Source organism: Nocardia sp. NPDC020380, assembly GCF_044386975.1.
Lineage (GTDB): Bacteria > Actinomycetota > Actinomycetes > Mycobacteriales > Mycobacteriaceae > Nocardia.
Genome location: NZ_JBIRVQ010000006.1, coordinates 479,327 through 504,824 on the forward strand (window position 1 = coordinate 479,327; position 25,498 = coordinate 504,824).

Genomic DNA, 25,498 nt, shown 5'->3' on the forward strand with positions numbered 1-25,498 from the left:
GGTGGTGTGGTCGAGTTCGCCTGCTCCTCAATAGTGGCACACGAACTAGTTTCCACACAACTAGTTCTGTGTAACTAGTTTCAGGACGCCTAGTAGGATTGGGGACATGACAGCATCGACGCAGGCCACCGCCTTCAAACGCTCACCGCTCGCCATGGCGGTGCTCGGCATCCTGCACCTGGAACCGATGCACCCCTACGCCATCCAGCGCCGCATCAAGGAATGGGGCAAGGACAAGGTCGTCAATGTCGGCCAGCGCGCCCAGCTCTACAAGACGATCACCCGCCTCCAGGAAGCCGGCCTCGTCACCGTCCGCGAAACCGGCCGCGACCAGCAATACCCCGAACGCACCGTCTACGAGATCACCGACGCCGGCCGCGCCGCCTGCATCACCTGGATCAACGAGATGATCAGCACCCCACGCAACGAATTCCCCGAATTCCCCGCGGCCCTCTCGTTCCTCATGCTCCTCGGCCCGGCCGCCGCCCGCGTCGAACTCGAACGCCGCGCGATCGCCCTGCGCGCCAACCGGACCGAACTCGAAGAAGGCCTGGCCGGCGCACAGCAGATCAACCTGCCGCGAGTCACCATGCTCGAGGACGAATACCAGCTGGCCGTCACGACAGCCGAATTACACTGGCTCGAAACAGTTCTCGCCGACCTCGCCGCCGACACCCTCACCTGGTCCTGGGAATCCCTCGCCCAATTCCAGAACCAGACCACCGCCTAACCGGCCAGCCGATAAACCGTCCGCTGACCACGCCCACCGATCTGCTCGACCATCCCCGCATCCCGCAGTTCGGCGAGCGCCTTGCGAATCCCGGACGCGGACAATGCGAGAAGCGGCTGGAGATCCAGAACGCCATGTGGTCCGGCGCTCAGGATATGGAGGATCTTTTCCTGGGTGGCTGTCGGCCGCCACTGGTCTGTGGGCCGTGACAACTCGGATGGTGTCGACCGCGTCTGTTGCTCGGTACCGCGGCGAACGCCACTGCGAAGAGAAGGCGAGCCCGACTTCAGGACGGCTGTGAATCGGATGCCTGCGTCTGCGTATTGGGCAGGTGGCAACCCGGAATCGATCAACGCCTGTGTGATCGTGGGGATTCCGGTGGCGAGAGCTTCGATCACTCGGCCACCGGACTCCGGTGAACGAAGGTACTGGGATATGGTGACCAGCCACATATTCCGCGCCGATGTCACCGCTTCCCGGCCCAGGCGATCGACCGTGATGCCGTACAGCCCACCGGGATTCGTGACGACCAGCCGATCCTTGCGGAGCCGCACTTCGACGGCCATACCCCGCGACCAGCAGTCCAGGTCCCGGTGCAGCAGAGCATTGGCGATCAGCTCCCGGAACGCGACCAGCGGATACGACGGCATGTCCACCACGGTGCCGTCCGGTCGGGTCACGATGGCGGTGTCGAATGTCTGCTCGGCCCATTCCAATGCCGCATCGAGCATGCGAGGGATCGGACCTGTGATGGTTACTTGGTTGCGGGCGCGAGTGCCCGTTGTGTCGGCTGGGTTCGGCTCGGCGGCGGCTTGAATGACCAAGCGCGGGAACCACTGCTGTGGGTACGTGCCGAGCGTGAGCAACCCGGCAACCGTAGGAATACCCTCTGGAGTGATCACTCCCGCGCGACGCAGCAACTCGTCACCGTCGAATCGGCCGAGCCCCCGCCGGTCTCGCAGTCGTACGGTGCGGGCGAAGTCGTCGACCAGGTCATTGTCCAGGTCGTCCCTCGTCGCTCCCGCGACCGGTAGGCGGTCGAAGTGTGGCGGTTGACGTGATGCGAGAAAAGCCTGCTCCTCGAGCGCCGACATCTGGAAGTCGCCGTCGTATCCGCGCAGATAGGCTGCGCCCGTGGCATTTACGCGACACGGTTTGGCCGATGGTGCACACTCGTGAACGATGGCGACCACCACGGGCTCGCCATCGACCATGGTGTCTTCGATGGCGAGTTGTACGGGTGGCTTGAATGTTCGCGCCTTCTTTGCCAGGCTCTGCTTCAGGATCTGTGGATCGGTCAAAGCAACCGGACGGAAGTCGTTCCGTTCGTCGAGCCCCAAGATGATGATGCCGCCGCCAGGGTGGTTCGCCAAAGCGGAGAGCGTGCTCGTCAATGAGCTGGGTAGCCCTCCGGCGGCGGACTTCACTTCAACATTCGTGTAATCGCCACCGGACGATCGCAGTTTCTCGACGAGGTCACGCAGGTCTGGGGCCATTTCGCAAATGCTACTGAAATGACACCGTTAATGGGACTGAAATGTCCTCGGCGTTTGGTGGCATTTCGACCGCCGCCCCGCATCACCGGGCGGCCGGGCGGGTCAGGGCTGCGATGAGGAGGGCTGTGGTGGTGAGGATGGGGGCCAGCCACATGGGGGCGGTGACGGTCAAGTGGTCGGTGACCAGGCCGCCGAGGAGGGCGCCGGAGGCTATGGCGGCGTTGAAGACTGCGGTGAAGAGGGAGGCTACGGATTCTCGGTGGGTGGGGGCGGCGTTGAAGAGCCAGGTTTGGGTGGCTACCGAGACGCCGCCGTAGGCGAGGCCCCAGAGGGTCAGGAGGAAGGCTGCGGAGAGGGGGGTGGTGGCGAGGGTGGGGATGGCGAGGACGGTGACGGCCAGGACTGTGGTGATGACTGTCAGGGTGTGGCGGGGGGAGTGGGTGGAGGTGGCGCCGGAGAGGAAATTGCCTGTTATGCCGGCGATTCCGTAGATGAGGAGGAGGGTGCCGATGGTGGTGGGGGTGGCGTGGGAGGTGGATTCCAGGACGGGGCGGATGTAGGTGTAGGCGGCGAAATGGGCCGTTACCAGGAAAGCGATTATCAGCAGGGGAGTGCGGACGGCGGGGGCGGTGGCCAGGGTGAGGATGCCGCGCAGGGGAGTTGCCCGTTCGGCGGGGAGGCGGGGGAGGAAAGTGGCGAAGGCGAAGGTGATCAGGAGGGCGCAGGCCGCGGTGGCGGTGAAGGCTGCGCGCCAGCCGAAGGCCACGGCGAGGTAGGTGCCGGCCGGGACACCCAGGACGGAGGCCACGGCTACGCCGCTGAACACCAGGGACATTGCGGTGGCGGTCCGGGCCGGTGGGGCCACGCGCATGGCTACGCCGGGGGCCAGGGACCAGACGCCGCCCATGGTCAGGCCGATCAGGACGCGGGCGGCGAGGAGGCCGGCGAAGGAAGGTGTCAGGGCGGCAAGCAGATTCGCGGCGGAGAGCAGGGCCATGAGGGTGGTCAGGATCCAGCGGCGGTCGAAGCGGGCCAGCCAGGCCGTCAGCAAGGGGGCGGATATCGCGGCCATCAGGCCGGTCACGGTGAGCGACAGGCCGATCGCGCCCTCGGAGACGTGCAGGGCGCGGCTCATCGGGGTGAGCAGACCTACCGGCAGCATCTCGGCGGTCACCACCACGAAGGTGCCGCCGGTCGCGGCGGCCACGCCCAGCCAGCCGCGCAGGAGCGAATGCGGCTGCGGGGCAATGGAACTGCCGAGGTCATCGGTCATTGTCATGAATTCAGCAAACCGGGCGCGACCTGCGGGAACAACGATCGAACCCTCATCGTTCGATTAGCTGTGCTCATGGATCGGGGTAGGGAGCGGCAATGACCGGAGTCGAGATACGGGAGCTGGAAGCCTTTCTGGCACTCGCCGAGGAACTGCACTTCGGGCGCGCCGCCGAACGGCTCTACCTCACCCAGAGCCGGATCAGCCAGCTGTTGCGAGCGCTGGAACAACGGATCGGCGCCCGCCTGGTGGAACGCACCAGTCGCAGCGTCCGCCTCACTCCGCTGGGCGAACAATTCCTCACTGGCCTGCGGCCGGCCTACACGGCACTGCATACCGTCCTCGATGAAGCGCGCGAGTCCGCGCGAGAACTGAAAGGCGGACTGCGCCTGGGCTTTCAGGGCGTCACCAATGACTATCTGCTGACGGCCCTGGATACATTCCAGCGCCGCTTTCCGGACTGCGTCACGGACCTGGTGGAAGTGCCGCTGTCCGATCCTTTCGGCGCGCTGTATCGCCGCGAGGTCGATGCCGCGGTGGTCCTGTTACCGGTGCACGAGCCGGATCTGATTGTCGGCCCGGTGTTCTCGCGGCAACCGCCCATGCTGGCGGTCTCCGGCAAACATCCGCTCGCCCGCCGCGAATCCCTCACCGCCGAGGATCTCACCGACTGCCCCCTGATCGAAGTGGGCGGTCCCGCACCGGATTACTGGACCCGGGCCCAATCCCGCGCCGGCCTCCCGGCCGATCCCGACACTCCGCGGCCCCCGACCGTGGGCACCCTCGCGGAGGGTCTGGCGCTGGTGGCCGCCGACCGCGGCACCATGCTGCTGTGCCGCCCGACCGGTACCTACCACCAGCACCCGGCCGTCACCTACATCCCCGTGACCGGCCTGCGGGATTCGGCGCTGGCCCTGGTATGGCACCGTGACCGGACCACCGCGCGCATCCGGGCCTTCGCCGAATCCCTCACCCTTGCAACGGAATCCGTCGCGGAGGGAACGAGTCCGGGTCAGAAGAACCCGTCGTCGTTGTTGTTGTCGTAGCCGCCGTCGTTGTAGCCGCCGTCGAAGTTCTGCTCGTCGCGGTATTCGGCGTTCTCGTAACCGCGTTCGTAGGCGCGCTCCTCATCGCGATTGTCGTCGTCGGCGAGCATGTCACCGATCAGCATGCCGCCCACCAGACCGGCCGCGCCCGCACCGACCACCGCACCGGTGCTGTGGCCCTGCCGCGGCGGCGGGGGCGCGTAACCCGGTTGCGGAGCGTAGCCGGGCTGGGGCGGGTACCCGGGCTGCGGCGGGTAACCCGGGGCCGGGTAGCCCGGCTGCGGGGCGTAACCGGGCTGCGGATACCCCTGCTGCATCGGCTGATAGAAGGGCGGCTGCGTCGTCTGGATGCGCTGCGCACAGAACTGGCACACCTCGACCGCGCGAGGTACTCCCCACTGCGGCTGCCACATCGCATTGACCGTGGCCTGGCCGTGAGAGGGATCGAAGAAACAGATCACCGGACTTATCCTTCTACGCCGCCCGGAACCTTGCAGCCCGGGCTGTGGAGCCTTCCGAGTAGGGAACGCCGGGGCGGTGTCCCCCGGTTCCCGTCGGCGCCGCCGGGATGTCGTGGCGAGGTTCGAGACGGATTGGTCCGTTTTGTGTTAGCAATGTATCCGCAACCGATCTGCGATCGATCTGCGATCGATCAGAGTGTGTGTCCCCAATTCATGGCAGCGACGGCGCTCGAAGCACCGTCACTCCACCTCGAACGAGAGGCGAACGCATGCAGTTCAGGAAAATGGCCGTGACAGCGTTGCTGACCATCGCCGCCACGGTCACCGCGGCAGCCACCGCCCACGGCGAAGCGGAAAGGCCGCTGATGGTGGGCGGTCAGGACCACGGGCTCGCGTACACCTCGACCCTGTCCGAGGACCACCAGGGCGTGACCACCCACCTGAGCGCAGGCACATTCGAACTCGCCGCCGACGAGTCCATGGTCACCGTCAAGGCCGCCGACGGCACGGTGGTGGAGCAGATCCCCACCGACTACGAGCTCGGCGGCTACCCGGTCCGGCTGCGCGCGGAGGTCGCCGACGACGGCACCAGCCTCACGGTGTGGCCGACCGAGAGCCGGGGCCCGGTCAGCGCGAGCACCTACAACCAGGGCGTCCATGACGCGTTCCAGTCGCAGCCCCAGGACATCGGCGTGATCGGCTGCATCGCCGGTGGTGCGGTCGGCGCGGGTCTCTTCGGTGTCATCGGCACCGTGATCGGCCTCATCGCGCTGATCGTCGGCGCGATCCCCGGCCTGTTCATCGGTCTGGTCGCGGGCGCCGTCATCGGTTGCGTCGTGGGCTTCATCGTCATCTGACGACCGATCCTCGATCAGTACGAAAAACGCCGCCCGCATCGAAAGATGCGGGCGGCGTTCGCATTCGGCGGGGGTGCGGGGATTCACCCCGGAGCGGCCCCGGCGAGCCGGGTCAACGCGCGAAGAGCAGGGCGCGCTTGACTTCCTGGATCGCCTTCGTGACCTCGATGCCACGCGGGCAGGCATCGGTGCAGTTGAAGGTGGTGCGGCAGCGCCACACACCCTCGACATCGTTCAGGATGTCCAGACGCTCACGCGCCGCTTCGTCCCGGCTGTCGAAGATGAAGCGGTGCGCGTTCACGATCGCGGCCGGCCCGAAGTAGCTGCCGTCACTCCAGTACACGGGGCAGGAGGTGGTGCAGCAGGCGCACAGGATGCACTTGGTGGTGTCATCGAAGCGGGCCCGGTCGTGCTGCGACTGGATGCGCTCGCGGGTCGGCTCGTTGCCGTGCGTGATCAGGTACGGCTTGACCGCCTTGAACGCCTCGAAGAACGGATCCATGTTCACCACGAGATCCTTCTCCACGGGCAGGCCGCGGATCGGCTCGACGGTGACCGTCAGTTCCTTGTCGCCCTTGGGCAGCATGTCCTTCATGAGGATCTTGCACGCCAGCCGGTTCACGCCGTTGATGCGCATGGCATCCGAACCACACACGCCGTGCGCGCAGGAACGACGGAAGGTGAGCGTGCCGTCCAGGTAGGACTTGATGTAGATCAGCACGTTCAGGAACCGGTCGGTCGGCAGCACCGGCACCTTGAACGAATCCCAGTGCTGGCCCTGGCCGTCCTCCGGATTGAACCGGGCGATCTTGACCGTGATGATGGTCGAGCCGTCCGGAACGGGCGCGGGCTTCTGCGGAGTCTCTGCAACGGCAGTCATCAGTACTTACGCTCCATCGGCTCGTAACGGGTCTGCACGACCGGCTTGTAGTCGAGCCGGATATCGGAGACCAGCTCCGGGCTCGTCTTGTACGCCATGGTGTGGCGCATGAAGTTGATGTCGTCGCGGTCCGGGTAGTCCTCGCGCGCGTGACCGCCGCGAGATTCCTTGCGGTTCAACGCACCCGCGACCGTGACCTCGGCCAGCTCCAGCAGGAAGCCCAGTTCGATGGCCTCCAGCAGGTCGCTGTTGTAGCGCTTGCCCTTGTCGTGCACGGTGATCCGCGAGTAGCGCTCCTTGAGCAGCTGCACCTCTTCGAGCATGGACTTCAGCGACTCCTCGGTGCGATACACACCGGCCTTGTCGTCCATGTTCGCCTGCAGCTCGGCGCGGATGTCCGCGACGCGCTCGTTGCCGTGCTCGGACAGGATCAGCGTCAGCCAGTCCTGCACCATCTGCGTCGGGTTCTCCGGCAGCTCCACGAACTCGGCGCGGGCCGCGTACTCGGCGGCCGCGATGCCCGCGCGCCGGCCGAACACGTTGATGTCCAGCAGCGAGTTGGTGCCCAGACGGTTGGCGCCGTGCACGGAGACACAGGCGCACTCACCGGCGGCGTACAGGCCCGGGACGATCTCGGTGTTGTTGCGCAGCACCTCGCCGCGGATGCGGGTCGGGATGCCGCCCATGACGTAGTGACAGGTCGGCATGACCGGCACCGGCTCCACCACCGGGTCGACGCCCAGGTAGGTGCGGGAGAACTCGGTGATGTCGGGCAGCTTCTCCTCGAGCACGTCCGCACCGAGGTGGGTCACGTCGATGAGCACGTAGTCCTTGTTCGGGCCGGCGCCGCGGCCCTCACGCACCTCGAGCACCATGGAACGCGCGACGATGTCACGCGGCGCCAGGTCCTTGATGGTGGGGGCGTAACGCTCCATGAAGCGCTCACCCGAGGCATTACGCAGGATGCCACCCTCGCCACGCACGGCTTCCGAGATCAGAATGCCCAGGCCCGCAAGGCCTGTCGGGTGGAACTGGTGGAACTCCATGTCCTCCAGCGGAAGTCCCTTGCGGAACACGATCGCCATGCCGTCACCGGTGAGGGTGTGGGCATTGGAGGTGGTCTTGTACATGCGGCCCGAACCGCCGGTGGCGAAGATGATCGCCTTGCCGTGGAACACGTGCAGTTCACCGGTGGCGAGCTCGTACGCGACGACGCCGGTGGCGACGGGTCCGCGCTCGGTATCGGTGAGAATCAGGTCCAGCACGTAGAACTCGTTGTAGAACTCCACGTCGTGCTTGACGCAGTTCTGGTACAGCGTCTGCAGGATCATGTGACCGGTGCGGTCGGCGGCGTAGCAGGCGCGGCGCACGGGCGCCTTGCCGTGGTCACGGGTGTGACCGCCGAAGCGCCGCTGGTCGATCTTGCCTTCCGGCGTGCGGTTGAACGGCAGGCCCATCTTCTCCAGGTCGAGCACGGCGTCGATGGCCTCCTTGGCCATGATCTCCGCGGCGTCCTGGTCGACCAGGTAGTCACCACCCTTGACGGTGTCGAAGGTGTGCCACTCCCAGTTGTCCTCTTCCACGTTCGCGAGGGCGGCGCACATGCCGCCCTGCGCCGCACCCGTGTGGGAGCGGGTCGGGTAGAGCTTGGTCAGCACCGCGGTGCGGACCCGGGGACCGGCCTCGATCGCCGCGCGCATGCCCGCGCCACCGGCGCCGACGATGACGACGTCGTAGCGGTGCTCCTGGATAGGACGAGATTCACCCATGCCAGAGATTCGTTCGCTGCGCTCACTCATGCGAGGTGGCCTGTTCCTAACTGATGTTGGGGTCGAAGGTGAAGATGACGTACGTGCCGGTCACCATGATCAGAATCATCGAGACGACCAGCAGCGTCTTCAGCCAGAAGCGGGTCTGGTCCTTGCGCGCGTAGTCGTCGATGACGGTCCGCAGGCCGTTGCCGCCGTGCAGCTGGGCCAGCCACAGCATGCTCAGGTCCCAGATCTGCCAGAACGGGGAGGCCCAGCGGCCCGCGACGAAGGCGAAGTTGAGGCGGTGCACACCGCCGTCGATCATCAGCATGATCGTCATATGGCCGATGACCAGGACGACCAGCAGCAGGCCGGAGAAGCGCATGAACAGCCACGCGTACTTCTCGAAGTTGTTGCCGCCGAGCCGGCGCGGTGCGCGCGGGGCGTCGAGGGAGGCGGGGCGGTCGTAGGACTTGCCGAGAACGGGTGCGGTCATGCCTCCACCTCGCTGGCGCTCGCCTCCGGCATGCCCGCAATTGCGGCTGTGTTCATTGGACGTTCGCTCCGCTCACTCATGTCGGCTCTCACTTCGTCAGCAGGTAGAAGAACTGGCGACCGACGCCGGCGCCCGCGACGAGGATCCAGATCGTGAGCACGATCCAGAGCATCTGCCGCTGGTAGCGCGGGCCCTTCGACCAGAAGTCGACGAGGATGATGCGGATGCCGTTGAACGCGTGGAAGAGCACGCAGACGACGAGCCCCATCTCCATCATTGCGACGAGCGGGTTCTTGTAGGTCTCGATGGCCCGGTCGTAGGTGTCGGGGCTGACCCGCACCAGCGCGGTATCGAGGACGTGGACGAACAGGAAGAAGAAGATCGTCACGCCGGTGATTCGGTGCAGAGCCCAGGACCACATGCCGGGGTCGCCTCGGTACAGGGTCCGCTTCGGCTTGGCCGGAGCTTCTAGCGTGGTCATAGAGTGCGGTGCCTCCAACGTCGTTGATGGACCCGGTCAGATCCGGCCGCGGAGCCATTGGACTGTCGATAACACCTGCTCACGCGCGTAATCGACGTATCCGTGGCAGTGCTGCAGGCCCGCTTTGGGGAACCTGAACCGATCTGAGGGGAACTCTAATCCCCGGGTGTTGGGGGAACTAATTCGGCGTGCCGCTCGTTGGTCCGAATTGTTGTGAGTTAGGTTTGCCTTTCCTGATTTTCGGGGCCGTGCCGAACGGCTATCACACGGGTACCGTCACGTCCATAGGAGGATGGTCCGATATGCCGGAAATTGAATGGAATGTCTTGCGCGGCAAGGCAATCGAAATCATGCGGAATGCCTATGCGCCGTACTCCCGATTCCCCGTCGGGGCCGCCGCTCTCACCGCCGACGGGCGAATTGTGAGCGGCTGCAATGTGGAAAATATCTCATACGGTTTGGGCCTCTGTGCCGAGTGCGTACTCGTCGGTAACTTGATCGCGAGCGGCGGCGGGCGCCTCATCGCCCTCTCCTGCTGCGATTCGCGCGGCGTCACCCTCATGCCCTGCGGACGCTGCCGGCAGGTGCTCTACGAACACGGCGGCGCGACCTTGCTGATCGATCACCCGAAGGGCCCTGCGCCCCTGGGCGAACTGCTGCCCGACGCCTTCGGGCCCGACGATCTCGTTGCGGGACAACAATAGCCAGCAGGTAACTCGACGTGCCGGGTGACGAGACCGCCCCCGGCATGCCAGGGTGGGACGGGTGACGGTCCATTCTGCGGTATCCGTGATCACCGCCAAACGCGACGGCGGCGAGCTCACCGACGCTCAAATCGATTGGGTGGTGGACGCGTTCACCCGCGGCGAAGTCGCCGACGAACAGATGTCCGCACTGGCCATGGCCATCGTGTGGCGCGGCATGACCCGGCGCGAGACCACCCGCTGGACGCACGCCATGATCGAATCCGGCAAGCGCATGGACTTCACCGGCCTGCCCCGCCCCACCGTCGACAAACACTCCACCGGCGGCGTCGGCGACAAGATCACGCTGCCGCTCGCACCCCTCGTCGCCGCCTGCGGCGCCGCCGTGCCCCAGCTCTCCGGACGCGGATTGGGCCACACCGGAGGCACACTCGACAAGCTCGAATCGATACCCGGCTGGCAGGCCGACATTCCGGCCGCCCGCATGCGGGAGATCCTCGCCGACCCGGCCATCGGCGCCGTCGTCTGCGCCGCCGGCGCCGACCTCGCACCCGCCGACAAACGCCTCTACGCCCTGCGTGACGTGACCGGAACCGTCGAATCCATCCCCCTGATCGCCAGTTCCATCATGAGCAAGAAGATCGCCGAGGGCACCGGCGCGCTCGTCCTCGACGTGAAGGTCGGCGCCGGCGCCTTCATGAAGAAACTCGAGGACGCCCGCGAACTGGCCACCGCCATGGTCGAACTCGGCAACGACTCCGGCGTGCGCACCGTGGCGCTGCTCACCGCCATGGACAGCCCGCTCGGCCACACCGCCGGCAATGCCCTCGAAGTCTGCGAATCCCTCGACGTGCTGGCCGGCGGCGGACCCGCCGATGTCGTGGACCTCACCCTCGCGCTGGCGCGGGAAATGCTGACACAGGCCGGAATCCAGGATATCGATCCCGCCGACGCCCTCGCCGACGGGCGCGCCATGGATCACTGGCGGACCATGATCCGCGCCCAGGGCGGTGATCCGGACGCACCGCTGCCGCAGGCGCGGCACACCGAGATCGTGCGCGCCACCGACGCCGGCACGCTCACCCGCCTCGACGCCATGGGCGCCGGACTGGCGGCCTGGCGGCTCGGCGCCGGGCGCACCCGGCAGGGGGCGCCGGTGCAGGCGGGCGCGGGTCTCGAAATGCATGCCAAGCCGGGCGATTCCGTCAAGCCGGGTCAACCGCTTTTCACCCTGCACACCGACACCCCGGAGGCCTTCCCGGCGGCCCTCGAAGCCCTCGCCGGCGCGTACACGATCGGCAGCCCAACGGATTTCGAGCCCGAAGCCCTGATCCTCGGCCGGATCACGGCGTGACGTCTCGCGCGCTCCGGGCCTGGTCCGCTACCGGTTCCGTCGCGTACTGCTGAGAGATACGTGTGATTGACCTGCGCGTGTCTCCGAACCGGGCAATTCGGCCTAGCCTGGGAACCGTGAAACAGCGAGCAACCATTCGATCGTGGGCAGCGGGACTGGGCGCGGCAGCGCTCTTCGTCGCCGTACCGCTCAGCATCGCCATGCCCCTGAGCGTCTGGTCCGCACCGGGCACCGCCGCGGCGGCGCCGAGCGGCGGCAACGGCGAAGGCTGGGCGGGCGGCAACGGCGGGAACGCGACGACCGGCACCGGTGAGGGCTGGGCGGGCGGCGGCAACGGCCCGAGCCAGACCTCCCCGCCGTACTACACCAACTGCACCCAGATCCTCTCGCAGGGCGGGGGCCCGATCTACGCCGGGCAGCCCGGCTACAACCCCCTGCTCGACCCCAACCACACCGGCGTCGACTGCGGATAGGCAACCGGCGGTGAACCGGGTCGCCGTATTGCGTGAGCGGCCGCGATTGCCCGCATGAGCGCCGCCGCACCCCGCCCTGCCCGCAGGCCCGTGGACGGTCGGTGACGGATGCATACCGGCCAGCTACGCGGGGGCAACGAATCACCCAACAGTGAGCAGACACACGTCAACAGCCATGCCGCCGAACGGGAATGCGGCTAACGTTGCTACATGACTGGACCGACGCCCCTCACTCTCGCCTCGATCCGCCAGGCCCCCAAGGCGGTGCTACACGACCACCTGGACGGCGGCCTGCGACCCGCGACGGTGCTAGAACTCGCCCACGCGTCCGGCTACGACCAGCTACCCGCAAGCGACGCCGAATCCCTGGGCAACTGGTTCCGTGACGCGGCCGACAGCGGCTCCCTCGAACGCTATCTGGAAACCTTCGCGCACACCGTCGCCGTCATGCAGACGCCCGAAGGCCTGCGGCGGGTGGCCCGCGAATGCGCCGAGGACCTCGCCGCCGACGGCGTCGTCTACGCCGAAGTACGGTTCGCGCCCGAACAACACCTGGAAGCCGGGCTCAGCCTCGACGAAGTGGTGGAACACACCCTCGCCGGCTTCCGCGAAGGCGAACAGCACGCCGCCGCCGCGGGCAACCCCATCCGGGTCGTCTGCCTGCTCACCGCCATGCGGCACGCCGCCCGCTCCCGCGAGATCGCCGAGCTGACCGTCCGCTGGCGCGACCGCGGCGTCGGCGGCTTCGACATCGCCGGCGCGGAGGCCGGCTTCCCTCCCACCCGCCACCTGGACGCCTTCGAATACATGCGGGCGAACCACGCGCACTTCACGATTCACGCGGGCGAGGCCTTCGGGCTGCCGTCCATCCACGAGGCGCTCGCCTTCTGCGGCTGCGACCGGCTCGGGCACGGCGTGCGCATCACCGACGACATCACCGACTCCGCCGCCGGGCCGCAACTCGGCGTGGTCGCGAATTACGTTCGGGACCAGCGCATTCCACTGGAACTCTGCCCGAGCTCCAATGTGCAGACCGGCGCGGTGCCGTCACTCGACAAGCACCCCTTCGATCTGCTGGCGCGCCTGCGGTTCCGCGTCACCGTCAACACCGACAACCGCCTCATGAGCGACACCAGCATGAGCGAGGAAATGTTCAAACTGGTGCAGACCTTCGGCTACGGCTGGAGCGACCTCGAACGCTTCACCATCAACGCGATGAAGTCCGCCTTCATCCCGTTCCCGGATCGCCTGCGGCTCATCGACGAAGTCATCAAGCCGGGCTATGCGGTACTGATCGGCTGAGGCGGAGACCCGATCGGGGTTTCAGGGGTGGAAACCCCTGAAACCTTTCTCAGCCCTTCTGCAGGCGCGCCTCGAAGGCCACCTCGAGCGCCCGCCACTGCTCCGCCTCCGCGGTGAACGGCGGGTTCGGGGACATCCGGTTCGGGTCCGGGTTCAGCAGGTAGGAGACGTACCAGCCGAGCGGCGTGGAGACCGCCAGCGCGCTCTCCACCGTGTCGTCGTCCGCGTAATCCGCGGCGTCGGTGAACAATTCGACCGCCAGATCCAGCTGATCGGTGTCCACCGACTTCGGGCCGGCGGTCAGATCCTCGGCGATGCCGGGCAGTACGTAGACGTTCTCCTCGTCCACCTCGACCTCCAGCGAACCGTCCACGGCCGCGGTCTGCACCTCGCTGTAGGTGCTCACCCGCGCCAGATCGTGCTCGTGATCGTCGGCCAGGTAGCGGGCCAGCGCGCGCTCGGAACCGAAGACGGTGATGGAACCTTCGCTGCCGAGGAAGATCGGCTCATCGTCCACATAGCAGCGCAGCGTGTACAGCTCGCCCTCCGAGGTGATGATCTTGACCGGGTCGATGCCGACCTCGTGCCAGAACGAGAGCTCCTCGTCCTCGTCCTCTTCTTCCTCTTCGTCCTCCGCGTTCAGGTCGACGGTCTCGATCTCGTCGTCGGTGTCCGCGGCATCCTCCGCGTCGACGATGTTCTCTTCCGCCGCAAGCAGTTCCGCCTCGGCCACGGCCACCGCGTCGGCGTCCACGTCCGGGATGGTCACCACCGAGTCGATGGCGTCGAGCACGGCTTCCCAGTCCTTGGCGATGGCCGCGCCGATCTGATCCCACAGCTCCTCACCCTCACGGCCGGCGAAGGCGCTCATGCCGCCGGGCAGCGCACCCAGCACCGGATGCGAGCCGAAGAACTTGGTGACCGTGTCGAGTTCACACACGTCGCCGATATTGCGGACCATCTCGAGGGTCTCCTCGAGCTCGCCCACCACCTCGGGATCCGGATCGTCGGCCGCCAGCTCCGGCACGCCGACGAGATCGAAGACGAACTGCTCCTCGGGCTCCAGTTCGGCCGCCGACAGACCGGCAATGATCTTCCAGGCCGGATGGTCGACCAGATCGTTGTCGGAGTCGGTGCGGATGAACGCGGCCAGCTCCGCCACGGAGTCGAATCCGTAGAGGTCCTCCTCGTGACCGAGGAATGCCTGCCACTCATCGTCACCGTCTCGCCAGCGCGGTGCCCACAGGGTGACGAGATCGCCTTTGGTCAGGCCGAGCGCGATCGGGACGATGTCTCCAGAAGCCATGACCGGAAGCCTATCTAGTGCCCGCCTCAGGCACTATCCGGGCCGCCCCCAACATTTCCCGGGGCGAACGACTCGTTCAATCGGGCAACGACCTCGGCCCGTCGCGCGGTCGCCGCGGCGGCCGCTTCCCCGCACGCCCAGAGGATCGCGCGAGCCACCTCCGCGGGCGGGCGCGAGGTCACCGATTCGGCCAGCCACAGCCCGGTCAGCGCACCCTCCGCATCCACTTCCGCGGTCACCGAACGGTCCTCGGTGGTGAACTTCGCGCGCACCTGCGACAGGCCGTGCAGCGCCGCTTCCAGCGCTTCCAGGCGGGCATGCACGCCGCCGACCAGAGCATCCATCTCGCCGCTCATACGTCACGCATCCAGGTGGTGCGGCCGGTGTCGGCCTCGTCGATACGGTCCAGTTCGTCGACCGCGGCCCGGCGGGCAGGGAGGCCGAGACGGTCCAGGACCTCGTCCGGAATACCGGCCTCGGCGAGCAGTTCGCGGCGGCGGGATTTCGCGGCGATCGCGGAACGCCGGGTGAGGCGCAGGATCTCGTCGGCGAGAGCCTGTGCACCGTAACGGTATTCACCCCGCTCGAAGCGGATCTCCACCGGCAGGCCCTGATCGGTGGCGCGCACCGTCACCGTGCCCGAGCGATTACTGCTCGCCGCCACGGTCACCGCCGGAATGTCCGGGCCCGTCATGCCGTGGGCCGGTAGAAGCCGAGGAAACGCATACCCATGTTCTCCGTTCGAATCGGTCCGACCTGGACGGGATCACCAGCTTCCACGATCTCGCCGTTCCCGATCACCATGGCCACATGCCCGTCCCACACCGCGAGATCCCCGGGCATCAAGTCCCCTGGACTCACCTGCGCGTGCCCGAAGCCCTGCTCCTGCGCCAGCCGCGGCAACCGCACCCCCGCCTGCGCATAAGCCCACTGCGTCAACCCACTGCAATCCAACCCCGCACCCGGAGTCGTACCGCCCCACACATACGGCGTCCCGACCGCACTCAACGCGGCCCGCACCGCATCCGCCGCCTGCCGGTTCGGCGCCTCCACGGTACTGCCGTCCGGAAGCGTCACCTTCACCCCCTTCGACTGCTGCCGCGCCGCCCCGGGATCCTGCCGATGATCCGGCCCATGCGCATCCCCATAGGACGCCGGCACCGTGCCGAGCTCGTCCACCGCATGCGCTCCCGCAGCCAGACCGTGCCCGTCGTAGGACACCAGGGTTGCGGCCTGCCGCACCGGCGCACCGGATTCGACCGCCGCGGGAACCATCGCGGGTGCCTTCCTCGTAAAGGCGGCAGCGGCCGCCGGCGGAATGGCCGCGGGCGCCGGTTCCGGCATGGGTGGCGGCGTGATCAGCTCGCTCATAGCCGCTGTCTCACTCGCCAATTCGGCCCGCACCCGCTCCACCACCCGCACGGCCCGCCCGACATGATCGATCGCCGACCCGACGATCGCGGTCACCGCGGCCGGCGTCTCCCCACCGGCTCCGAGGTCCGCTACCGATTCGAGACAGGACCGCAGGATCTCCTCCACCTCCTGCTGCCCACCCGCCACCCGATCCCCCACCCGATCCAGCACCGCAGCAATATCTCGCCCGCGCTCGGAAACCATTGCGGCTCCGTCCTGTACACGCAGCGCCTTGTCCATGGCCGCATCCCCACCCCGCCCCCGCCACGCCTCGAACATCCCGTCCACATTCCCGCGCCCGGCCGCGTGCACCTCCTCGACCGTGTCCGACGCCGCCCGCAACCCATCCGCCGCATCCCGTACCCCCGCCCCGGCTCCGAATCCGGCCAGCAACTCCACGATCGGCGCCGCCAGCGCCACCCCCGCGAACTCCCCGCTCACGCTTCCCTCCCCTCGCGGACCCCATGGCGACGACCCTCGGTCGTGCCGAAGCGGCCCGACTTCGGCAGCCGCATGGCGGGCCGGTAACCGAGCCCTGGATCACGCTTTCCGCTCCCGCCGGCCGCATCGTGGGTGAACGTCGGCGTGGTCACCGGATGTCCCCGGGTGGGGTGGTGCGGGGTGAGCGGGGCGCGATGCGGCAGCCGGTCGTGCGGGCGGCGGGCAGGGTGGCGGATCGGGTGCGGCGCGGGGTCGGGTGGCACGGATCGTGGTGCGGGAGTGCGGGTTCGCGGGGTGTCATGCGAGGACCTCTTGGGTGGTGGCTCGGAGAGCTGTGGCGTGGGTGATGTCGGTTGCTGCGCAGGTGGTGGCTGCGGTGGTGGTCGCCAGGGCTAGGGAGGTGAGGGCGGTGGCGAGGGATTCGAGGGTGGTGAGGTGGGTGGTGTGGGCTGCGCCGTAGGCGGTGAGGAAATCGGCGCCGACGAGGCCGAGGGCCGGGGCGAGTAGGAGAGGCCCGGCGGCCGCGGCGCGGGTGGTGGCCGCGGTGAGGGTGGCGGAGTGGCGGGCGGTGGTGGTCGCGTAGGTGGCGAGGCCGTCCGGGTCGAGGGTGAAGCGGTGCATGAAAGCCCCCCTCATGCTGGTTGATTGCGTCTTGTGTGGGTTGGACGAGGACGCGCGGGCGAAGGTTCCGGAATCGCGGTCGTACGGCATGTCGCGGGTGTGTCGGGGGCGGTAGCGGGCAAATCGGGCGGGCGGGGAGATCGAATCGCGGGGCTGGCCTATCGTTTTGCTATGCGCACTCTCATCGTGGAACACCCGCTTGCTGCTGCTTTGCTGACCACCATGCGAGATGCCCGCACCACCAACCCGACATTCCGGGCGGCATTGCGCGACCTGACCGGCCTGCTCGTCTACGAGGCCCTGCGCGACGCACCCGTCGAGCGCTTCCCCATCGCCACCCCTGTCGCCGCCGCCGAAGGCACCCGCCTCGCCACCCCGCCCCTGCTGGTCCCGGTGCTGCGCGCCGGCCTGGGCATGGTGGAGACCGCCGAGAACCTGGTCCCGGACGCCCGCATCGGCTTCGTCGGCCTCGCCCGCGACGAGACCACCCACCAGCCCACGCCCTACATGGAATCGCTGCCCGAGGACCTCTCCGACACCCCGGTCATCGTGCTCGACCCCATGCTCGCCACCGGCGGTTCCATGGTCTACACCCTGGACCTGCTGGCCACCCGCAATGCCCGCGACATCACCGTCATCTGCGTGGTCGCCGCCCCGGACGGCATTGCGGCCCTGGAGAAGTCGGGCCACCCGATCACCCTGGTCACCGCCTCGGTGGACCGCGGCCTCAACTCCGACGCCTTCATCGTCCCGGGTCTCGGCGACGCGGGCGACCGCCAGTTCGGCCCCCGCTGAACGATTTCCGGCCGACTTGGGCCTGAACGGCGAGCAGTCTCAGTTGCCCGCAGAGCCCGTGCCCGGCAGGTTGGGCTGCCCGCCTTCGATGCTCCAGACACCGCACCCCGAGGTGGTGAACCGGGCATCGGTGGCCGGAATCCGCACCGTCAGAGTCGGATTGCCGCCCTGCCCGCTGGACAGCACCGCGCCGGTCGCGCTGAGCCGCGCCCACGTGCAGGGGCCATCGGCGGCGTGGGTGGTGTAGTAACCCGGGGTGATATCGGCGTTCACCTGATAGGTGCCGTCGTGATCCATGACCGATCCGGCGGCGCCGGCGGGCGCGGCGCCGATCAGCAACGCCAGCGTGGACGAGAATCCGAATCCGGTGAGCAGCAGCGTCTTACGCATGGCGGATCGACCCCTTCGTGCGCGGCGCTCCCTCAGAGCTTCTCGCAGAATTCCCGGATATCCGAGAGCCGTTGCCCGGCAGCGGCTCTCGCCGCACCCAGTTCGCTTCCAGATGGTACCGGTTCGACGACCTCGAGGTAGCACTTGAGCTTCGGTTCGGTCCCGGACGGCCGCACCACCAGGCGCAGCGAATCGCCCTCGAAAACCAGTGCATCGGTACGCATCCGGCCCCGCAGCTGCGCCATATCGGTGCAGGTCACCTTCTCGCCCGCGATCTCGGCGGGCGGTGTCTCCCGCAGCCGCGCCACCACCGCGGCGGCCTCGTTCGCATCCGCCAGCCGCAGCGACACCTGCGCGCCCGCGTGCACACCGAATTCGACCGCGTACTCGTCGAGCACATCGAGCAGCGTGCGCCCGTCCGCCTTCAACTGCGCGACCAGATCGGCCGCGGCCACCGCCGCGGAGATCCCGTCCTTGTCCCGCACCGCGGCCGGGTCCACGCAATGCCCGATGGCTTCCTCGTACGCGTAGACCAGCCCCTCGCCCGCGCGAGCGAGCCATTTGAACCCGGTCAGCGTCTCGGCATATCGTGCGCCCCGCGCCGCGGCCAGCTTGCTCAGCAGCCGCGACGACACGATCGTGGTCGCCACGAGCGAATCCGCCGGCGCGGTCCGCAGCACGAAGTCGCCCAGCAGCACCCCGGTTTCATCGCCGCGCAGCATCCGCCACCCGTCCGGCCCGGGGACGCCCACCGCACACCGATCCGCATCCGGATCGAGTGCGATAGCGACGTCGGCGCCGACCTTCTCGGCCAGTGCCAGCAAAAGATCCGAGGCCCCGGGCTCTTCCGGATTCGGGAACGCCACCGTCGGAAAATCCGGATCCGGCGCGAACTGCTCCGTCACCACGAGCACGTCCTCGAACCCGGCCGCCCGCAGTGCGGCGGTCGCCGACTCGCCGCCGACCCCGTGCATGGCCGTCAGCACGATCCGAATATCGCTGCGCCGCACGCCGTCTTCGTCGTTCTCGCCGCCGATCAGGCGGGGGAGGTCGGCGACGCGGGCCAGGTAGCGGCGGACGATCTCCTCGCCCATCTCGTCGACGGTCGTGCCCTCGGGCAGCGACAGCACGGAGGGGTCGGGCGCCGTAGGGGCCGGGTCGGTGCGGGGGATCGGGGTGGTGACCGCGTCGATGGCGCGTTCGATTTCGGCGTCCGCGGGCGGGATGAGCTGGGAGCCGCCGTCGAGGTAGACCTTGTAGCCGTTATCGGTGGCGGGATTGTGCGAGGCCGTGATCTGCACGCCCGCTACCGCATTGAGCTCGCGGACCGCGAAGGCGACCAGCGGGGTCGGAAGCGGGCGGGGCAGGGGCAGCACGGAGAACCCGGCGGCGGCAAAGACTTCCGCGGTGGCGTCCGCGAATTCCGCCGACCCGTGCCGGGCGTCGCGGCCCACGATCACCAGTCCGCCGCCCAGGCAGCGATCCCGCAGCCAGGCGGCGAGCCCCGCGGTGGCGCGGCTGACGGTGTCCACGTTCATGCCGTCCGGGCCGTCCTGGAGGGGACCCCGGAGCCCGGCGGTGCCGAAGCGCAGCACGGCGGCGGCCTACAGCCGTTCCAGCACGCCGCGCAGCAGCTTGCCCAATCGCGGTGCGGCGGCGTGTCCTTCGGCCAGTACCTCGGCGTGCGAGAGGTGGGCGCCGGTGACGCCGGCGGCCAGGTTGGTAACCAGGGAGATGCCGAGCACCCGCACTCCGCCGCCGCGGCAGGCGATGGCCTCCAGCACGGTGGACATGCCGACCAGGTCGGCGCCCATGGTCGCGAGCATGCGGATCTCGGCGGGGGTCTCGTATTGCGGCCCGGTGAGGCCCGCGTAGACGCCCTCGGTGAGGGTGGGGTCGATTTCCTTTGCCAGGGCCCGCAATTCGGGATCCCAGGCGTCGACCAGGTCCACGAAGTCGGCCCCGACCAGCGGGGTGCGCCCGGTCAGGTTGATGTGGTCGCTGATCAGCACGGGCTCGCCCACGCGCATGCCCTCGCGAATGCCGCCCGCGGCATTGGTGAGCAGCACGGTGTCCGCGCCGGCGGCGATGGCGGTGCGCACGTTGTGCACGACCTGCGCGGGTTCGTGGCCCTCGTACAGATGCTGGCGGCCCATGAGCAGCAGCACCGGCGACGAGCCGACCACGACGGAGTGGATGGTCCCCTGATGTCCTTGCGCCGTGGGCGATTCGAAGCCCGGCACTTCGGCCATGGGTAGGGAGGTGGCGGGATCCCCGATCTCGGCGGCGGCCTCCTGCCAGCCGGATCCGAGCACCACCGCGACCCGGTGGCGCTGCACTCCCGTTCGTTCGGCAATGGCCGCGGCGGCTGCGTCGGCGGCAGTCACGATGGCCTGATCGACTGGCATGTAGCCCAATTTAGTACCACGCGATCAGCACTGCGCGGTCACGCCGCGGACCTGCCGTTTTCGCACTGTTTCAGGATCCGCCGAGCTATGCAACGAATTGGCTACCCGTGGGTAGGAACGGCCGTGCGCCCCCGCTACGCTGCACACATGCCGTATTTGAAGCGTGATGGGGACGTGTTCGTCCTGTACCTCGGCGCCGAGGGTCAGAACATCGACAGCGACAACCGTTTCCACCCGGATTGGATCACCGAGGTCCACGCGCTGCTCGACGAGGTCGAGGCGTCCGAGGGCCCGGCCGCCCTGGTGGTCACCGCCAACGGCAAGTTCTTCTCCAACGGCCTCGACACCGACTGGCTGTTCGGCAATTTCGACAAGAACTGCTGGTACCTGGACCGCGTGCACTCGCTGTACAGCCGCCTGCTGGCCTTCCAGATGCCGACCGTGGCCGCCGTGAACGGGCACGCCTTCGGCGCCGGCGCCATGCTGGCCACCTCCTGCGACTTCCGCGTCATGCGCGCGGACCGCGGTTACTGGTGCCTGCCCGAGGTGCACCTGGGCATGCCGTTCACCGTTGCAATGAACGCCCTGGTGACCAACCGCCTCACCAATCAGGTGGCGGTGGAGGCCATGACCACCGGCCGCCGCTACGGCGCCGAGGACGCCCTCGCCGCGGGCATCGTGGACGGCAAGGCGGATGCCGAGTCGTTGCTGTCGGTGGCCATCGCGCGCGCCGAGATGCTCAAGGGCAACCGCAAGCCGAACCTCCCGGTCATCAAGCGCGCCCTGCACCAGCATGCCCTCGCCGGCCTGGCCGTGGAGACCACCCCCGAAAATCTGGCCTTCACCGCAGGCTGACCTCCGCACACAGCGCCCCCGCCCGCATGGTTCGCGGCCGGCTCGATTCTGGACTGAGTGGAGCGGGTGAGCGAAGCGGAGGAGCGGAGGGAGGGAAGAATCGAGACTTAGGGCCGCGAACCCGCCCGGAGCGCAGCGGGTGGCAAAAGGTACCGCAACGCAGATTTCACGGTAACCCGGTGCGTCTTTGTGGGTTGGTGGTGCGAGGATGGCGTTATGTCTCCTCCACGCAGTGGCTTTGACCGGGATGCGGTGTTGTTCGCCGCTGCCGACCACGCCATTGCCGCGTGTCGCGAGCAATTGATCGCTTTGTCGCATGACATTCATGCCGAGCCGGAACTCGCGTTCTCGGAATTCCGCAGCGCTGCCAAGACTGTCGAGCCGTTGCGCGAAAACGGTTTCAAGATCGAAATGGGGATCGCGGATCTGCCGACCGCTTTCGTGGCGGAGTACGGCAGTGGCGACCTAACGGTCGGTATTTTTGCCGAGTACGACGCCCTCCCCGAAATCGGCCACGCCTGCGGCCACAACATGATCGCCGCCGCCGCGGTCGGCGCCGGCCTGGCCCTGGCCGCCGTGGCCGACGCCTGCGATATCACCGTGAAAGTCCTGGGCACGCCCGCCGAGGAATCCGGCGGCGGCAAGGTGCTCATGCTCGACCGCGGCGCCTTCGACGATCTGGCCATGGCGCTCATGGTGCATCCGGGCCCGGAGGATATTGCCGGCGCGCATTCGCTGACCCTCGCCGATTTGTCCGTTGTTTTCCACGGCCGCGAATCGCATGCCAGCGCCGCGCCGCAATACGGGCGAAATGCCGGAGATGCCGTCACCATCGCCCAAGTTGCTTTAGGTTTGCTCCGGCAACATCTCCTGCCCGGACAGCAACTGCACGGTATAGTCGGGTCGGGCGGCGTGGCCCCCAATATCGTGCCCGGACACGCGGAACTGCTGTACTACCTACGCGCAGTCGACTCCGCGACCCTCGACGATCTGATGCAACGAGCATCGGCATGTTTCGAGGCAGGTGCCCTGGCGACCGGATGCACACACGAAATCCGGAAGCTTGCGCCGACGTACACCGAGCTCGTTCCCGATGCGGCACTGCTGCGCATCTACCGCGAGCAGATACGTGCACTCGGACGCGAGCCCCTGGCCCCGGAACTCGAGGCGCAACGGCCACTGGGCAGCACCGATATGGGCAATGTCACCAAGGTGATACCCGGTATCCATCCCGTCATCGGCATCGACGCCGGGGGTGCGGTGACGCACCAGCCCGCGTTCACGGCCGCGGCCGTGAACGCCTCCGCCGACCGGGCGGTCATCGACGGGGCAACGGCTCTGGCCCGCACCGCGATACAACTGGCAGGCGATCAATTGCACAGGGACAGGTTGTCGGAACGAGTCATTCAACGGCAGTTTCAGCGACAGGAGGACATTCGGTGAGCACAACCGGCCGGTCCCGGGCGGGAGCTTCAGGCCCGGAGGCGTCGGCTCCGCCACCCCGCGCCGCTCGCACCCCGCAGGGCCCAGCGAGCGCCCCGAGCTACACAGGGCGTATCAATAACGGACCACTGGCTGCGGGCTGCGTAGCGACGCAGCCGGCGGCGAGCGTCGCGATGGAACCGGCTACCGGGCACGAGGCGGTCGAAGCATGGCTCGCGGAGCACATGGAAGACCTCATTTCATGGCGCCGGCATATTCATGCCAATCCGGAGCTCTCCCGCACCGAGTTCGGTACCACCGAGTTCGTCGAGTCCTGGCTCATCAAGGCCGGTCTCGAACCCCGCAAACTACCGAGCGGCACCGGCATCATCTGTGATCTCGGCCCGTCGGACGGTCCGCGCATCGGCCTGCGCGCGGATATGGACGCGCTGCCGCTGCAGGAGTACACGGGCTTACCGTTCGCTTCCACCGTGCCGGGCGTCTCGCACGCCTGCGGGCACGACGCGCACACCACCATCCTGCTCGGCACCGCCCTCGCGCTGGCCGAGATGGACAAGCTCCCGGTCGGCGTGCGGCTGGTGTTCCAGCACGCCGAGGAGGTCATGCCCGGCGGCGCCATCGACATGGTCGCCGCGGGCGCCATGGAGGACGTGTCGCGGGCCTTCGCGCTGCACTGCGATCCGCGGCTGGAGGTGGGCCGGGTCGGTATCCGGGTCGGCGCCATCACCTCGGCCGCGGACACCGTCGAGCTGGTGCTGGATTCGCCCGGCGGGCACACCTCGCGCCCGCACCTGACGAGTGATCTGGTGTACGCCATCGGCACGGTCATCACCGGCCTGCCGGGTCTGCTGAGCCGCCGCATCGATCCGCGCACCAGCACGGTGATGGTGTGGGGTGCGGTGTCGGCGGGCAAGGCGCCCAATGCGATTCCGCAGACGGGCATGCTCACCGGCACCGTCCGTACCGGTGATCACGCCACCTGGTCGCTGCTGGAGCCGATGGTGCGCGAGATCGTGGAGGGCCTGCTGGCCCCGACGGGCGTGCGCTACCAGCTCAACTACAAGCGCGGCGTGCCGCCGGTGGTGAACGACGAGACCGCGGTGCGCATGTTCGAGGAGGCCATCCGCGGCATCGGCCCGGACGCGCTCGCGGATACGCAGCAGTCCGGTGGCGGTGAGGACTTCTCCTGGTACCTCGAGGAGGTGCCGGGCGCCATGGCCCGCCTGGGCGTATGGTCCGGGCAGGGCGAGCAACTCGACCTGCACCAGCCCACTTTCGACATCGACGAGCGCGCCCTCGCCGCCGGTGTCCGCGTCATGACGAACATCGTCCTGAACGCCTGAGACCGGGGGAACAAGAACAGCCGGGCCACACCGAGGGGTGTGGCCCGGCTGTTTCGTTGTCCGAGCGGTTACTTCGCGTCCGCGTACTTGCCCCAGCCGTGCCAGGATTCGATCTCGATCCAGGCGCTGACCCGCTTCTGATCGCGCACCCCGTACTCGGTGCCGAGGTAGTGCTGCGCGAGCCGGTCGATGACCGAGGAGTCCGGATCGTTCTCCAGCGAGACGATGCGCCCCTGCACGCTGACGTGGGTGTACCAGCTGTCGGAGCCCAGCACGGTGAGCGTGACCCGCGGGTCCTCGCGCAGCCAGTCCAGCCGCTTGCGGAAGTCGGCCAGGTTCACCAGGATTCGCCCGTCCTCGTAGAGGTACCAGGTGGCCACGGAGACCGGCTGGCCGTCGGGCTTGTTGGAGGCGAACACGGCCGGATTGGGCTGTGCCAGGAACTCGGCTACTTCGGCGGGCAGGGGTGTGGTCGGCATCGCGATCCTCTCGTGGAGTGGGTTCGGTTCTCCGCGCACAACACCCGCCCTGCCCGAGATCATTCCGGGGGGTTACGGCCCGAAGGTGCCGGGGCCCACGTTCTTCGAGTTCCGGGTGCGCAGCGCGTGGGCGTAATCGCTTGGCGCGCCCGCTTTTTCGGCGGCGTCGGCGATGACGCCGAGGTAGCGGGCGGAGGGCAGGCCGCCCTCGTAGGCGTCGAGTACGTAGAGCCAGGCCAGCACCGGTTCGGCGGCGGCGCCCTGGTTGGTGGTGACGCGCAGGCGGATCTTCTTGTGGATGCCGAAGTCCGAGCCCTCCCAGCGGTCGAGGCTGAGCTCGTCTTCGCTGGGGACGTCGTAGAGGACAACGAACACGCGTGAGCCCGGCTCTTCGACCACCGTTGCGAGCGGTCCCTCCCAGCCGATGTCGTCCCCGGCGAAGGTGAGGCGCCACCCCTCCAGCCAACCGGTTCCGTACACGGGGGAGTGCGGACAGCGCTTGAGCATCTGCTCGGGATCCATGTTGGACCCATAGGCGGCGTAAATCGGCACGATAGAAGCCTATCGAACAAACGCCGGACACCATCCCTGATCCCGATCACAAGGCGGTTCGCCCGCGCATGAATGATTGCCGCCACATCGCCGCGCCCGCTGCGAAATTCCGCACGCGGCCGTCGGCGTGGGCCCTGGTCCAGGGCTT

General features: G+C 67.9%; 29 protein-coding genes. 11 read left to right on the forward strand and 18 right to left on the reverse strand.

What is annotated here, in order from left to right; all coding sequences use genetic code 11:
- Positions 1 to 106 precede the first annotated feature (106 nt).
- Positions 107 to 730 carry a PadR family transcriptional regulator gene (locus tag ACH438_RS18870; protein ID WP_397006807.1) on the forward strand — a complete coding sequence of 208 codons (624 nt, stop codon included), beginning with the start codon at positions 107 to 109 and terminating at the stop codon, positions 728 to 730.
- Here the strand turns inward: ACH438_RS18870 and ACH438_RS18875 are convergent.
- Positions 727 to 2,226 (reverse strand): ATP-binding protein, encoded by a 1,500-nt coding sequence (locus ACH438_RS18875; RefSeq protein WP_397006809.1) that lies wholly within the window; start codon positions 2,224 to 2,226, stop codon positions 727 to 729. The genes ACH438_RS18870 and ACH438_RS18875 overlap by 4 nt on opposite strands.
- Before the next feature lie 82 nt (positions 2,227 to 2,308).
- Positions 2,309 to 3,505 carry an MFS transporter gene (locus tag ACH438_RS18880; protein ID WP_397006811.1) on the reverse strand — a complete coding sequence of 399 codons (1,197 nt, stop codon included), beginning with the start codon at positions 3,503 to 3,505 and terminating at the stop codon, positions 2,309 to 2,311.
- A 92-nt stretch (positions 3,506 to 3,597) separates the two neighbouring features.
- On the opposite strand from ACH438_RS18880, the gene ACH438_RS18885 reads away from it, so the two are divergent.
- Positions 3,598 to 4,545 (forward strand): LysR family transcriptional regulator, encoded by a 948-nt coding sequence (locus ACH438_RS18885; RefSeq protein ID WP_397006813.1) that lies wholly within the window; start codon positions 3,598 to 3,600, stop codon positions 4,543 to 4,545.
- Here the strand turns inward: ACH438_RS18885 and ACH438_RS18890 are convergent.
- Complete coding sequence (locus tag ACH438_RS18890) at positions 4,512 to 5,006, reverse strand: hypothetical protein (protein ID WP_397006815.1); 495 nt, start codon at positions 5,004 to 5,006, stop codon at positions 4,512 to 4,514. The genes ACH438_RS18885 and ACH438_RS18890 overlap by 34 nt on opposite strands.
- Positions 5,007 to 5,275: 269 nt before the next feature.
- On the opposite strand from ACH438_RS18890, the gene ACH438_RS18895 reads away from it, so the two are divergent.
- The gene (locus ACH438_RS18895; protein ID WP_397006817.1) at positions 5,276 to 5,863 is read left to right on the forward strand and encodes a hypothetical protein; all 588 of its coding nucleotides are present in this window, start codon (positions 5,276 to 5,278) and stop codon (positions 5,861 to 5,863) included.
- Between the two features lie 112 nt (positions 5,864 to 5,975).
- Here the strand turns inward: ACH438_RS18895 and ACH438_RS18900 are convergent, their stop codons facing one another.
- The 4 genes from ACH438_RS18900 to sdhC form a co-directional block, all read right to left on the reverse strand.
- A complete protein-coding gene (locus ACH438_RS18900; protein ID WP_397006819.1) occupies positions 5,976 to 6,743 on the reverse strand; it encodes a succinate dehydrogenase iron-sulfur subunit in 768 nt (255 codons plus the stop codon).
- Positions 6,743 to 8,494, reverse strand: a complete 1,752-nt coding sequence (gene sdhA, locus ACH438_RS18905; protein ID WP_397007135.1) for a succinate dehydrogenase flavoprotein subunit — start codon at positions 8,492 to 8,494, stop codon at positions 6,743 to 6,745. Before sdhA ends, ACH438_RS18900 begins: the two co-directional genes overlap by 1 nt.
- A gap of 64 nt (positions 8,495 to 8,558) precedes the next feature.
- The gene (locus ACH438_RS18910; RefSeq protein ID WP_397006821.1) at positions 8,559 to 8,990 is read right to left on the reverse strand and encodes a succinate dehydrogenase hydrophobic membrane anchor subunit; all 432 of its coding nucleotides are present in this window, start codon (positions 8,988 to 8,990) and stop codon (positions 8,559 to 8,561) included.
- A gap of 88 nt (positions 8,991 to 9,078) precedes the next feature.
- Complete coding sequence (gene sdhC, locus ACH438_RS18915; RefSeq protein WP_397006823.1) at positions 9,079 to 9,471, reverse strand: succinate dehydrogenase, cytochrome b556 subunit; 393 nt, start codon at positions 9,469 to 9,471, stop codon at positions 9,079 to 9,081.
- Positions 9,472 to 9,773: 302 nt separating this feature from the next.
- On the opposite strand from sdhC, the gene ACH438_RS18920 reads away from it, so the two are divergent.
- From ACH438_RS18920 to ACH438_RS18935, 4 genes are all read left to right on the forward strand, one after another.
- On the forward strand, positions 9,774 to 10,175 hold the full coding sequence (locus ACH438_RS18920; protein WP_397007137.1) for a cytidine deaminase: 402 nt from the start codon (positions 9,774 to 9,776) through the stop codon (positions 10,173 to 10,175).
- A 61-nt stretch (positions 10,176 to 10,236) separates the two neighbouring features.
- On the forward strand, positions 10,237 to 11,529 hold the full coding sequence (locus tag ACH438_RS18925; RefSeq protein ID WP_397006824.1) for a thymidine phosphorylase: 1,293 nt from the start codon (positions 10,237 to 10,239) through the stop codon (positions 11,527 to 11,529).
- Positions 11,530 to 11,645: 116 nt separating this feature from the next.
- Complete coding sequence (locus tag ACH438_RS18930; protein WP_397006825.1) at positions 11,646 to 12,002, forward strand: excalibur calcium-binding domain-containing protein; 357 nt, start codon at positions 11,646 to 11,648, stop codon at positions 12,000 to 12,002.
- Between the two features lie 210 nt (positions 12,003 to 12,212).
- Positions 12,213 to 13,304, forward strand: coding sequence for an adenosine deaminase (locus ACH438_RS18935; RefSeq protein WP_397006827.1), 1,092 nt, complete (start codon positions 12,213 to 12,215; stop codon positions 13,302 to 13,304).
- A 49-nt stretch (positions 13,305 to 13,353) separates the two neighbouring features.
- Here the strand turns inward: ACH438_RS18935 and ACH438_RS18940 are convergent, their stop codons facing one another.
- From ACH438_RS18940 to ACH438_RS18965, 6 genes are all read right to left on the reverse strand, one after another.
- Entirely contained in the window at positions 13,354 to 14,610 is a 1,257-nt protein-coding gene (locus tag ACH438_RS18940; protein ID WP_397006829.1) for a primosomal protein, read from the reverse strand.
- A 26-nt stretch (positions 14,611 to 14,636) separates the two neighbouring features.
- Entirely contained in the window at positions 14,637 to 14,966 is a 330-nt protein-coding gene (locus ACH438_RS18945; RefSeq protein ID WP_397006831.1) for a YbaB/EbfC family DNA-binding protein, read from the reverse strand.
- The gene (locus tag ACH438_RS18950; protein ID WP_397006833.1) at positions 14,963 to 15,304 is read right to left on the reverse strand and encodes a hypothetical protein; all 342 of its coding nucleotides are present in this window, start codon (positions 15,302 to 15,304) and stop codon (positions 14,963 to 14,965) included. Before ACH438_RS18950 ends, ACH438_RS18945 begins: the two co-directional genes overlap by 4 nt.
- Complete coding sequence (locus ACH438_RS18955; protein ID WP_397006835.1) at positions 15,301 to 16,464, reverse strand: NlpC/P60 family protein; 1,164 nt, start codon at positions 16,462 to 16,464, stop codon at positions 15,301 to 15,303. The genes ACH438_RS18950 and ACH438_RS18955 overlap by 4 nt, the downstream gene beginning before the upstream one ends.
- Before the next feature lie 148 nt (positions 16,465 to 16,612).
- Complete coding sequence (locus tag ACH438_RS18960) at positions 16,613 to 16,765, reverse strand: hypothetical protein (RefSeq protein WP_397006837.1); 153 nt, start codon at positions 16,763 to 16,765, stop codon at positions 16,613 to 16,615.
- A complete protein-coding gene (locus tag ACH438_RS18965) occupies positions 16,762 to 17,085 on the reverse strand; it encodes a type VII secretion target (protein WP_397006839.1) in 324 nt (107 codons plus the stop codon). Before ACH438_RS18965 ends, ACH438_RS18960 begins: the two co-directional genes overlap by 4 nt.
- 171 nt (positions 17,086 to 17,256) lie before the next feature.
- Between ACH438_RS18965 and upp the strand changes: the two genes are divergently transcribed.
- Positions 17,257 to 17,880: a uracil phosphoribosyltransferase gene (upp, locus tag ACH438_RS18970; protein ID WP_397006841.1), complete on the forward strand. Its 624-nt coding sequence runs from the start codon at positions 17,257 to 17,259 to the stop codon at positions 17,878 to 17,880.
- Positions 17,881 to 17,919: 39 nt separating this feature from the next.
- Here upp and ACH438_RS18975 read toward each other — a convergent pair whose 3' ends face one another.
- From ACH438_RS18975 to ACH438_RS18985, 3 genes are read right to left on the reverse strand one after another with little or no spacing between them, the layout of a single operon-like run.
- The gene (locus tag ACH438_RS18975) at positions 17,920 to 18,270 is read right to left on the reverse strand and encodes a hypothetical protein (RefSeq protein WP_397006843.1); all 351 of its coding nucleotides are present in this window, start codon (positions 18,268 to 18,270) and stop codon (positions 17,920 to 17,922) included.
- 32 nt (positions 18,271 to 18,302) lie between these two features.
- On the reverse strand, positions 18,303 to 19,865 hold the full coding sequence (locus ACH438_RS18980) for a phospho-sugar mutase (RefSeq protein ID WP_397006845.1): 1,563 nt from the start codon (positions 19,863 to 19,865) through the stop codon (positions 18,303 to 18,305).
- Between the two features lie 9 nt (positions 19,866 to 19,874).
- Positions 19,875 to 20,678, reverse strand: coding sequence for a purine-nucleoside phosphorylase (locus ACH438_RS18985; RefSeq protein ID WP_397006847.1), 804 nt, complete (start codon positions 20,676 to 20,678; stop codon positions 19,875 to 19,877).
- 147 nt (positions 20,679 to 20,825) lie between these two features.
- Here ACH438_RS18985 and ACH438_RS18990 point away from each other — a divergent pair, with 147 nt between their 5' ends.
- The 3 genes from ACH438_RS18990 (at position 20,826) to ACH438_RS19000 (ending at position 24,319) form a co-directional block, all read left to right on the forward strand.
- A complete protein-coding gene (locus tag ACH438_RS18990) occupies positions 20,826 to 21,533 on the forward strand; it encodes an enoyl-CoA hydratase/isomerase family protein (protein WP_397006849.1) in 708 nt (235 codons plus the stop codon).
- Between the two features lie 216 nt (positions 21,534 to 21,749).
- Complete coding sequence (locus tag ACH438_RS18995; RefSeq protein ID WP_397006851.1) at positions 21,750 to 22,976, forward strand: M20 family metallopeptidase; 1,227 nt, start codon at positions 21,750 to 21,752, stop codon at positions 22,974 to 22,976.
- A gap of 173 nt (positions 22,977 to 23,149) precedes the next feature.
- Positions 23,150 to 24,319: a M20 family metallopeptidase gene (locus tag ACH438_RS19000; RefSeq protein WP_397006853.1), complete on the forward strand. Its 1,170-nt coding sequence runs from the start codon at positions 23,150 to 23,152 to the stop codon at positions 24,317 to 24,319.
- Positions 24,320 to 24,387: 68 nt separating this feature from the next.
- On the opposite strand, the gene ACH438_RS19005 is transcribed toward ACH438_RS19000, so the two are convergent.
- Both ACH438_RS19005 and ACH438_RS19010 read right to left on the reverse strand, forming a co-directional pair.
- The gene (locus ACH438_RS19005) at positions 24,388 to 24,798 is read right to left on the reverse strand and encodes a PPOX class F420-dependent oxidoreductase (protein WP_397006855.1); all 411 of its coding nucleotides are present in this window, start codon (positions 24,796 to 24,798) and stop codon (positions 24,388 to 24,390) included.
- 72 nt (positions 24,799 to 24,870) lie between these two features.
- Positions 24,871 to 25,350, reverse strand: coding sequence for a gamma-glutamylcyclotransferase (locus tag ACH438_RS19010; protein WP_397006857.1), 480 nt, complete (start codon positions 25,348 to 25,350; stop codon positions 24,871 to 24,873).
- Between the last annotated feature and the right edge of the window lie 148 nt (positions 25,351 to 25,498).

What these genes read in the sequence shown, in the direction of transcription:
- ACH438_RS18945 (WP_397006831.1), bottom strand. Translation starts at nt 14,966, where the DNA reads ATGAGCGGCGAGATGGATGCTCTGGTCGGCGGCGTGCATGCCCGCCTG.
- upp (WP_397006841.1), top strand. Translation starts at nt 17,257, where the DNA reads ATGCGCACTCTCATCGTGGAACACCCGCTTGCTGCTGCTTTGCTGACC.
- ACH438_RS18975 (WP_397006843.1), bottom strand. Translation starts at nt 18,270, where the DNA reads ATGCGTAAGACGCTGCTGCTCACCGGATTCGGATTCTCGTCCACGCTG.
- ACH438_RS18960 (WP_397006837.1), bottom strand. Translation starts at nt 16,765, where the DNA reads ATGACACCCCGCGAACCCGCACTCCCGCACCACGATCCGTGCCACCCG.
- ACH438_RS18910 (WP_397006821.1), bottom strand. Translation starts at nt 8,990, where the DNA reads ATGACCGCACCCGTTCTCGGCAAGTCCTACGACCGCCCCGCCTCCCTC.
- ACH438_RS18965 (WP_397006839.1), bottom strand. Translation starts at nt 17,085, where the DNA reads ATGCACCGCTTCACCCTCGACCCGGACGGCCTCGCCACCTACGCGACC.
- sdhC (WP_397006823.1), bottom strand. Translation starts at nt 9,471, where the DNA reads ATGACCACGCTAGAAGCTCCGGCCAAGCCGAAGCGGACCCTGTACCGA.
- ACH438_RS18870 (WP_397006807.1), top strand. Translation starts at nt 107, where the DNA reads ATGACAGCATCGACGCAGGCCACCGCCTTCAAACGCTCACCGCTCGCC.
- ACH438_RS19000 (WP_397006853.1), top strand. Translation starts at nt 23,150, where the DNA reads ATGGAACCGGCTACCGGGCACGAGGCGGTCGAAGCATGGCTCGCGGAG.
- ACH438_RS18900 (WP_397006819.1), bottom strand. Translation starts at nt 6,743, where the DNA reads ATGACTGCCGTTGCAGAGACTCCGCAGAAGCCCGCGCCCGTTCCGGAC.
- ACH438_RS18950 (WP_397006833.1), bottom strand. Translation starts at nt 15,304, where the DNA reads ATGACGGGCCCGGACATTCCGGCGGTGACCGTGGCGGCGAGCAGTAAT.
- ACH438_RS19005 (WP_397006855.1), bottom strand. Translation starts at nt 24,798, where the DNA reads ATGCCGACCACACCCCTGCCCGCCGAAGTAGCCGAGTTCCTGGCACAG.
- ACH438_RS18940 (WP_397006829.1), bottom strand. Translation starts at nt 14,610, where the DNA reads ATGGCTTCTGGAGACATCGTCCCGATCGCGCTCGGCCTGACCAAAGGC.
- ACH438_RS18875 (WP_397006809.1), bottom strand. Translation starts at nt 2,226, where the DNA reads ATGGCCCCAGACCTGCGTGACCTCGTCGAGAAACTGCGATCGTCCGGT.
- ACH438_RS18880 (WP_397006811.1), bottom strand. Translation starts at nt 3,505, where the DNA reads ATGACAATGACCGATGACCTCGGCAGTTCCATTGCCCCGCAGCCGCAT.
- ACH438_RS18985 (WP_397006847.1), bottom strand. Translation starts at nt 20,678, where the DNA reads ATGCCAGTCGATCAGGCCATCGTGACTGCCGCCGACGCAGCCGCCGCG.
- ACH438_RS18885 (WP_397006813.1), top strand. Translation starts at nt 3,598, where the DNA reads ATGACCGGAGTCGAGATACGGGAGCTGGAAGCCTTTCTGGCACTCGCC.
- ACH438_RS18995 (WP_397006851.1), top strand. Translation starts at nt 21,750, where the DNA reads ATGTCTCCTCCACGCAGTGGCTTTGACCGGGATGCGGTGTTGTTCGCC.
- ACH438_RS18895 (WP_397006817.1), top strand. Translation starts at nt 5,276, where the DNA reads ATGCAGTTCAGGAAAATGGCCGTGACAGCGTTGCTGACCATCGCCGCC.
- ACH438_RS18990 (WP_397006849.1), top strand. Translation starts at nt 20,826, where the DNA reads ATGCCGTATTTGAAGCGTGATGGGGACGTGTTCGTCCTGTACCTCGGC.
- ACH438_RS18935 (WP_397006827.1), top strand. Translation starts at nt 12,213, where the DNA reads ATGACTGGACCGACGCCCCTCACTCTCGCCTCGATCCGCCAGGCCCCC.
- ACH438_RS18920 (WP_397007137.1), top strand. Translation starts at nt 9,774, where the DNA reads ATGCCGGAAATTGAATGGAATGTCTTGCGCGGCAAGGCAATCGAAATC.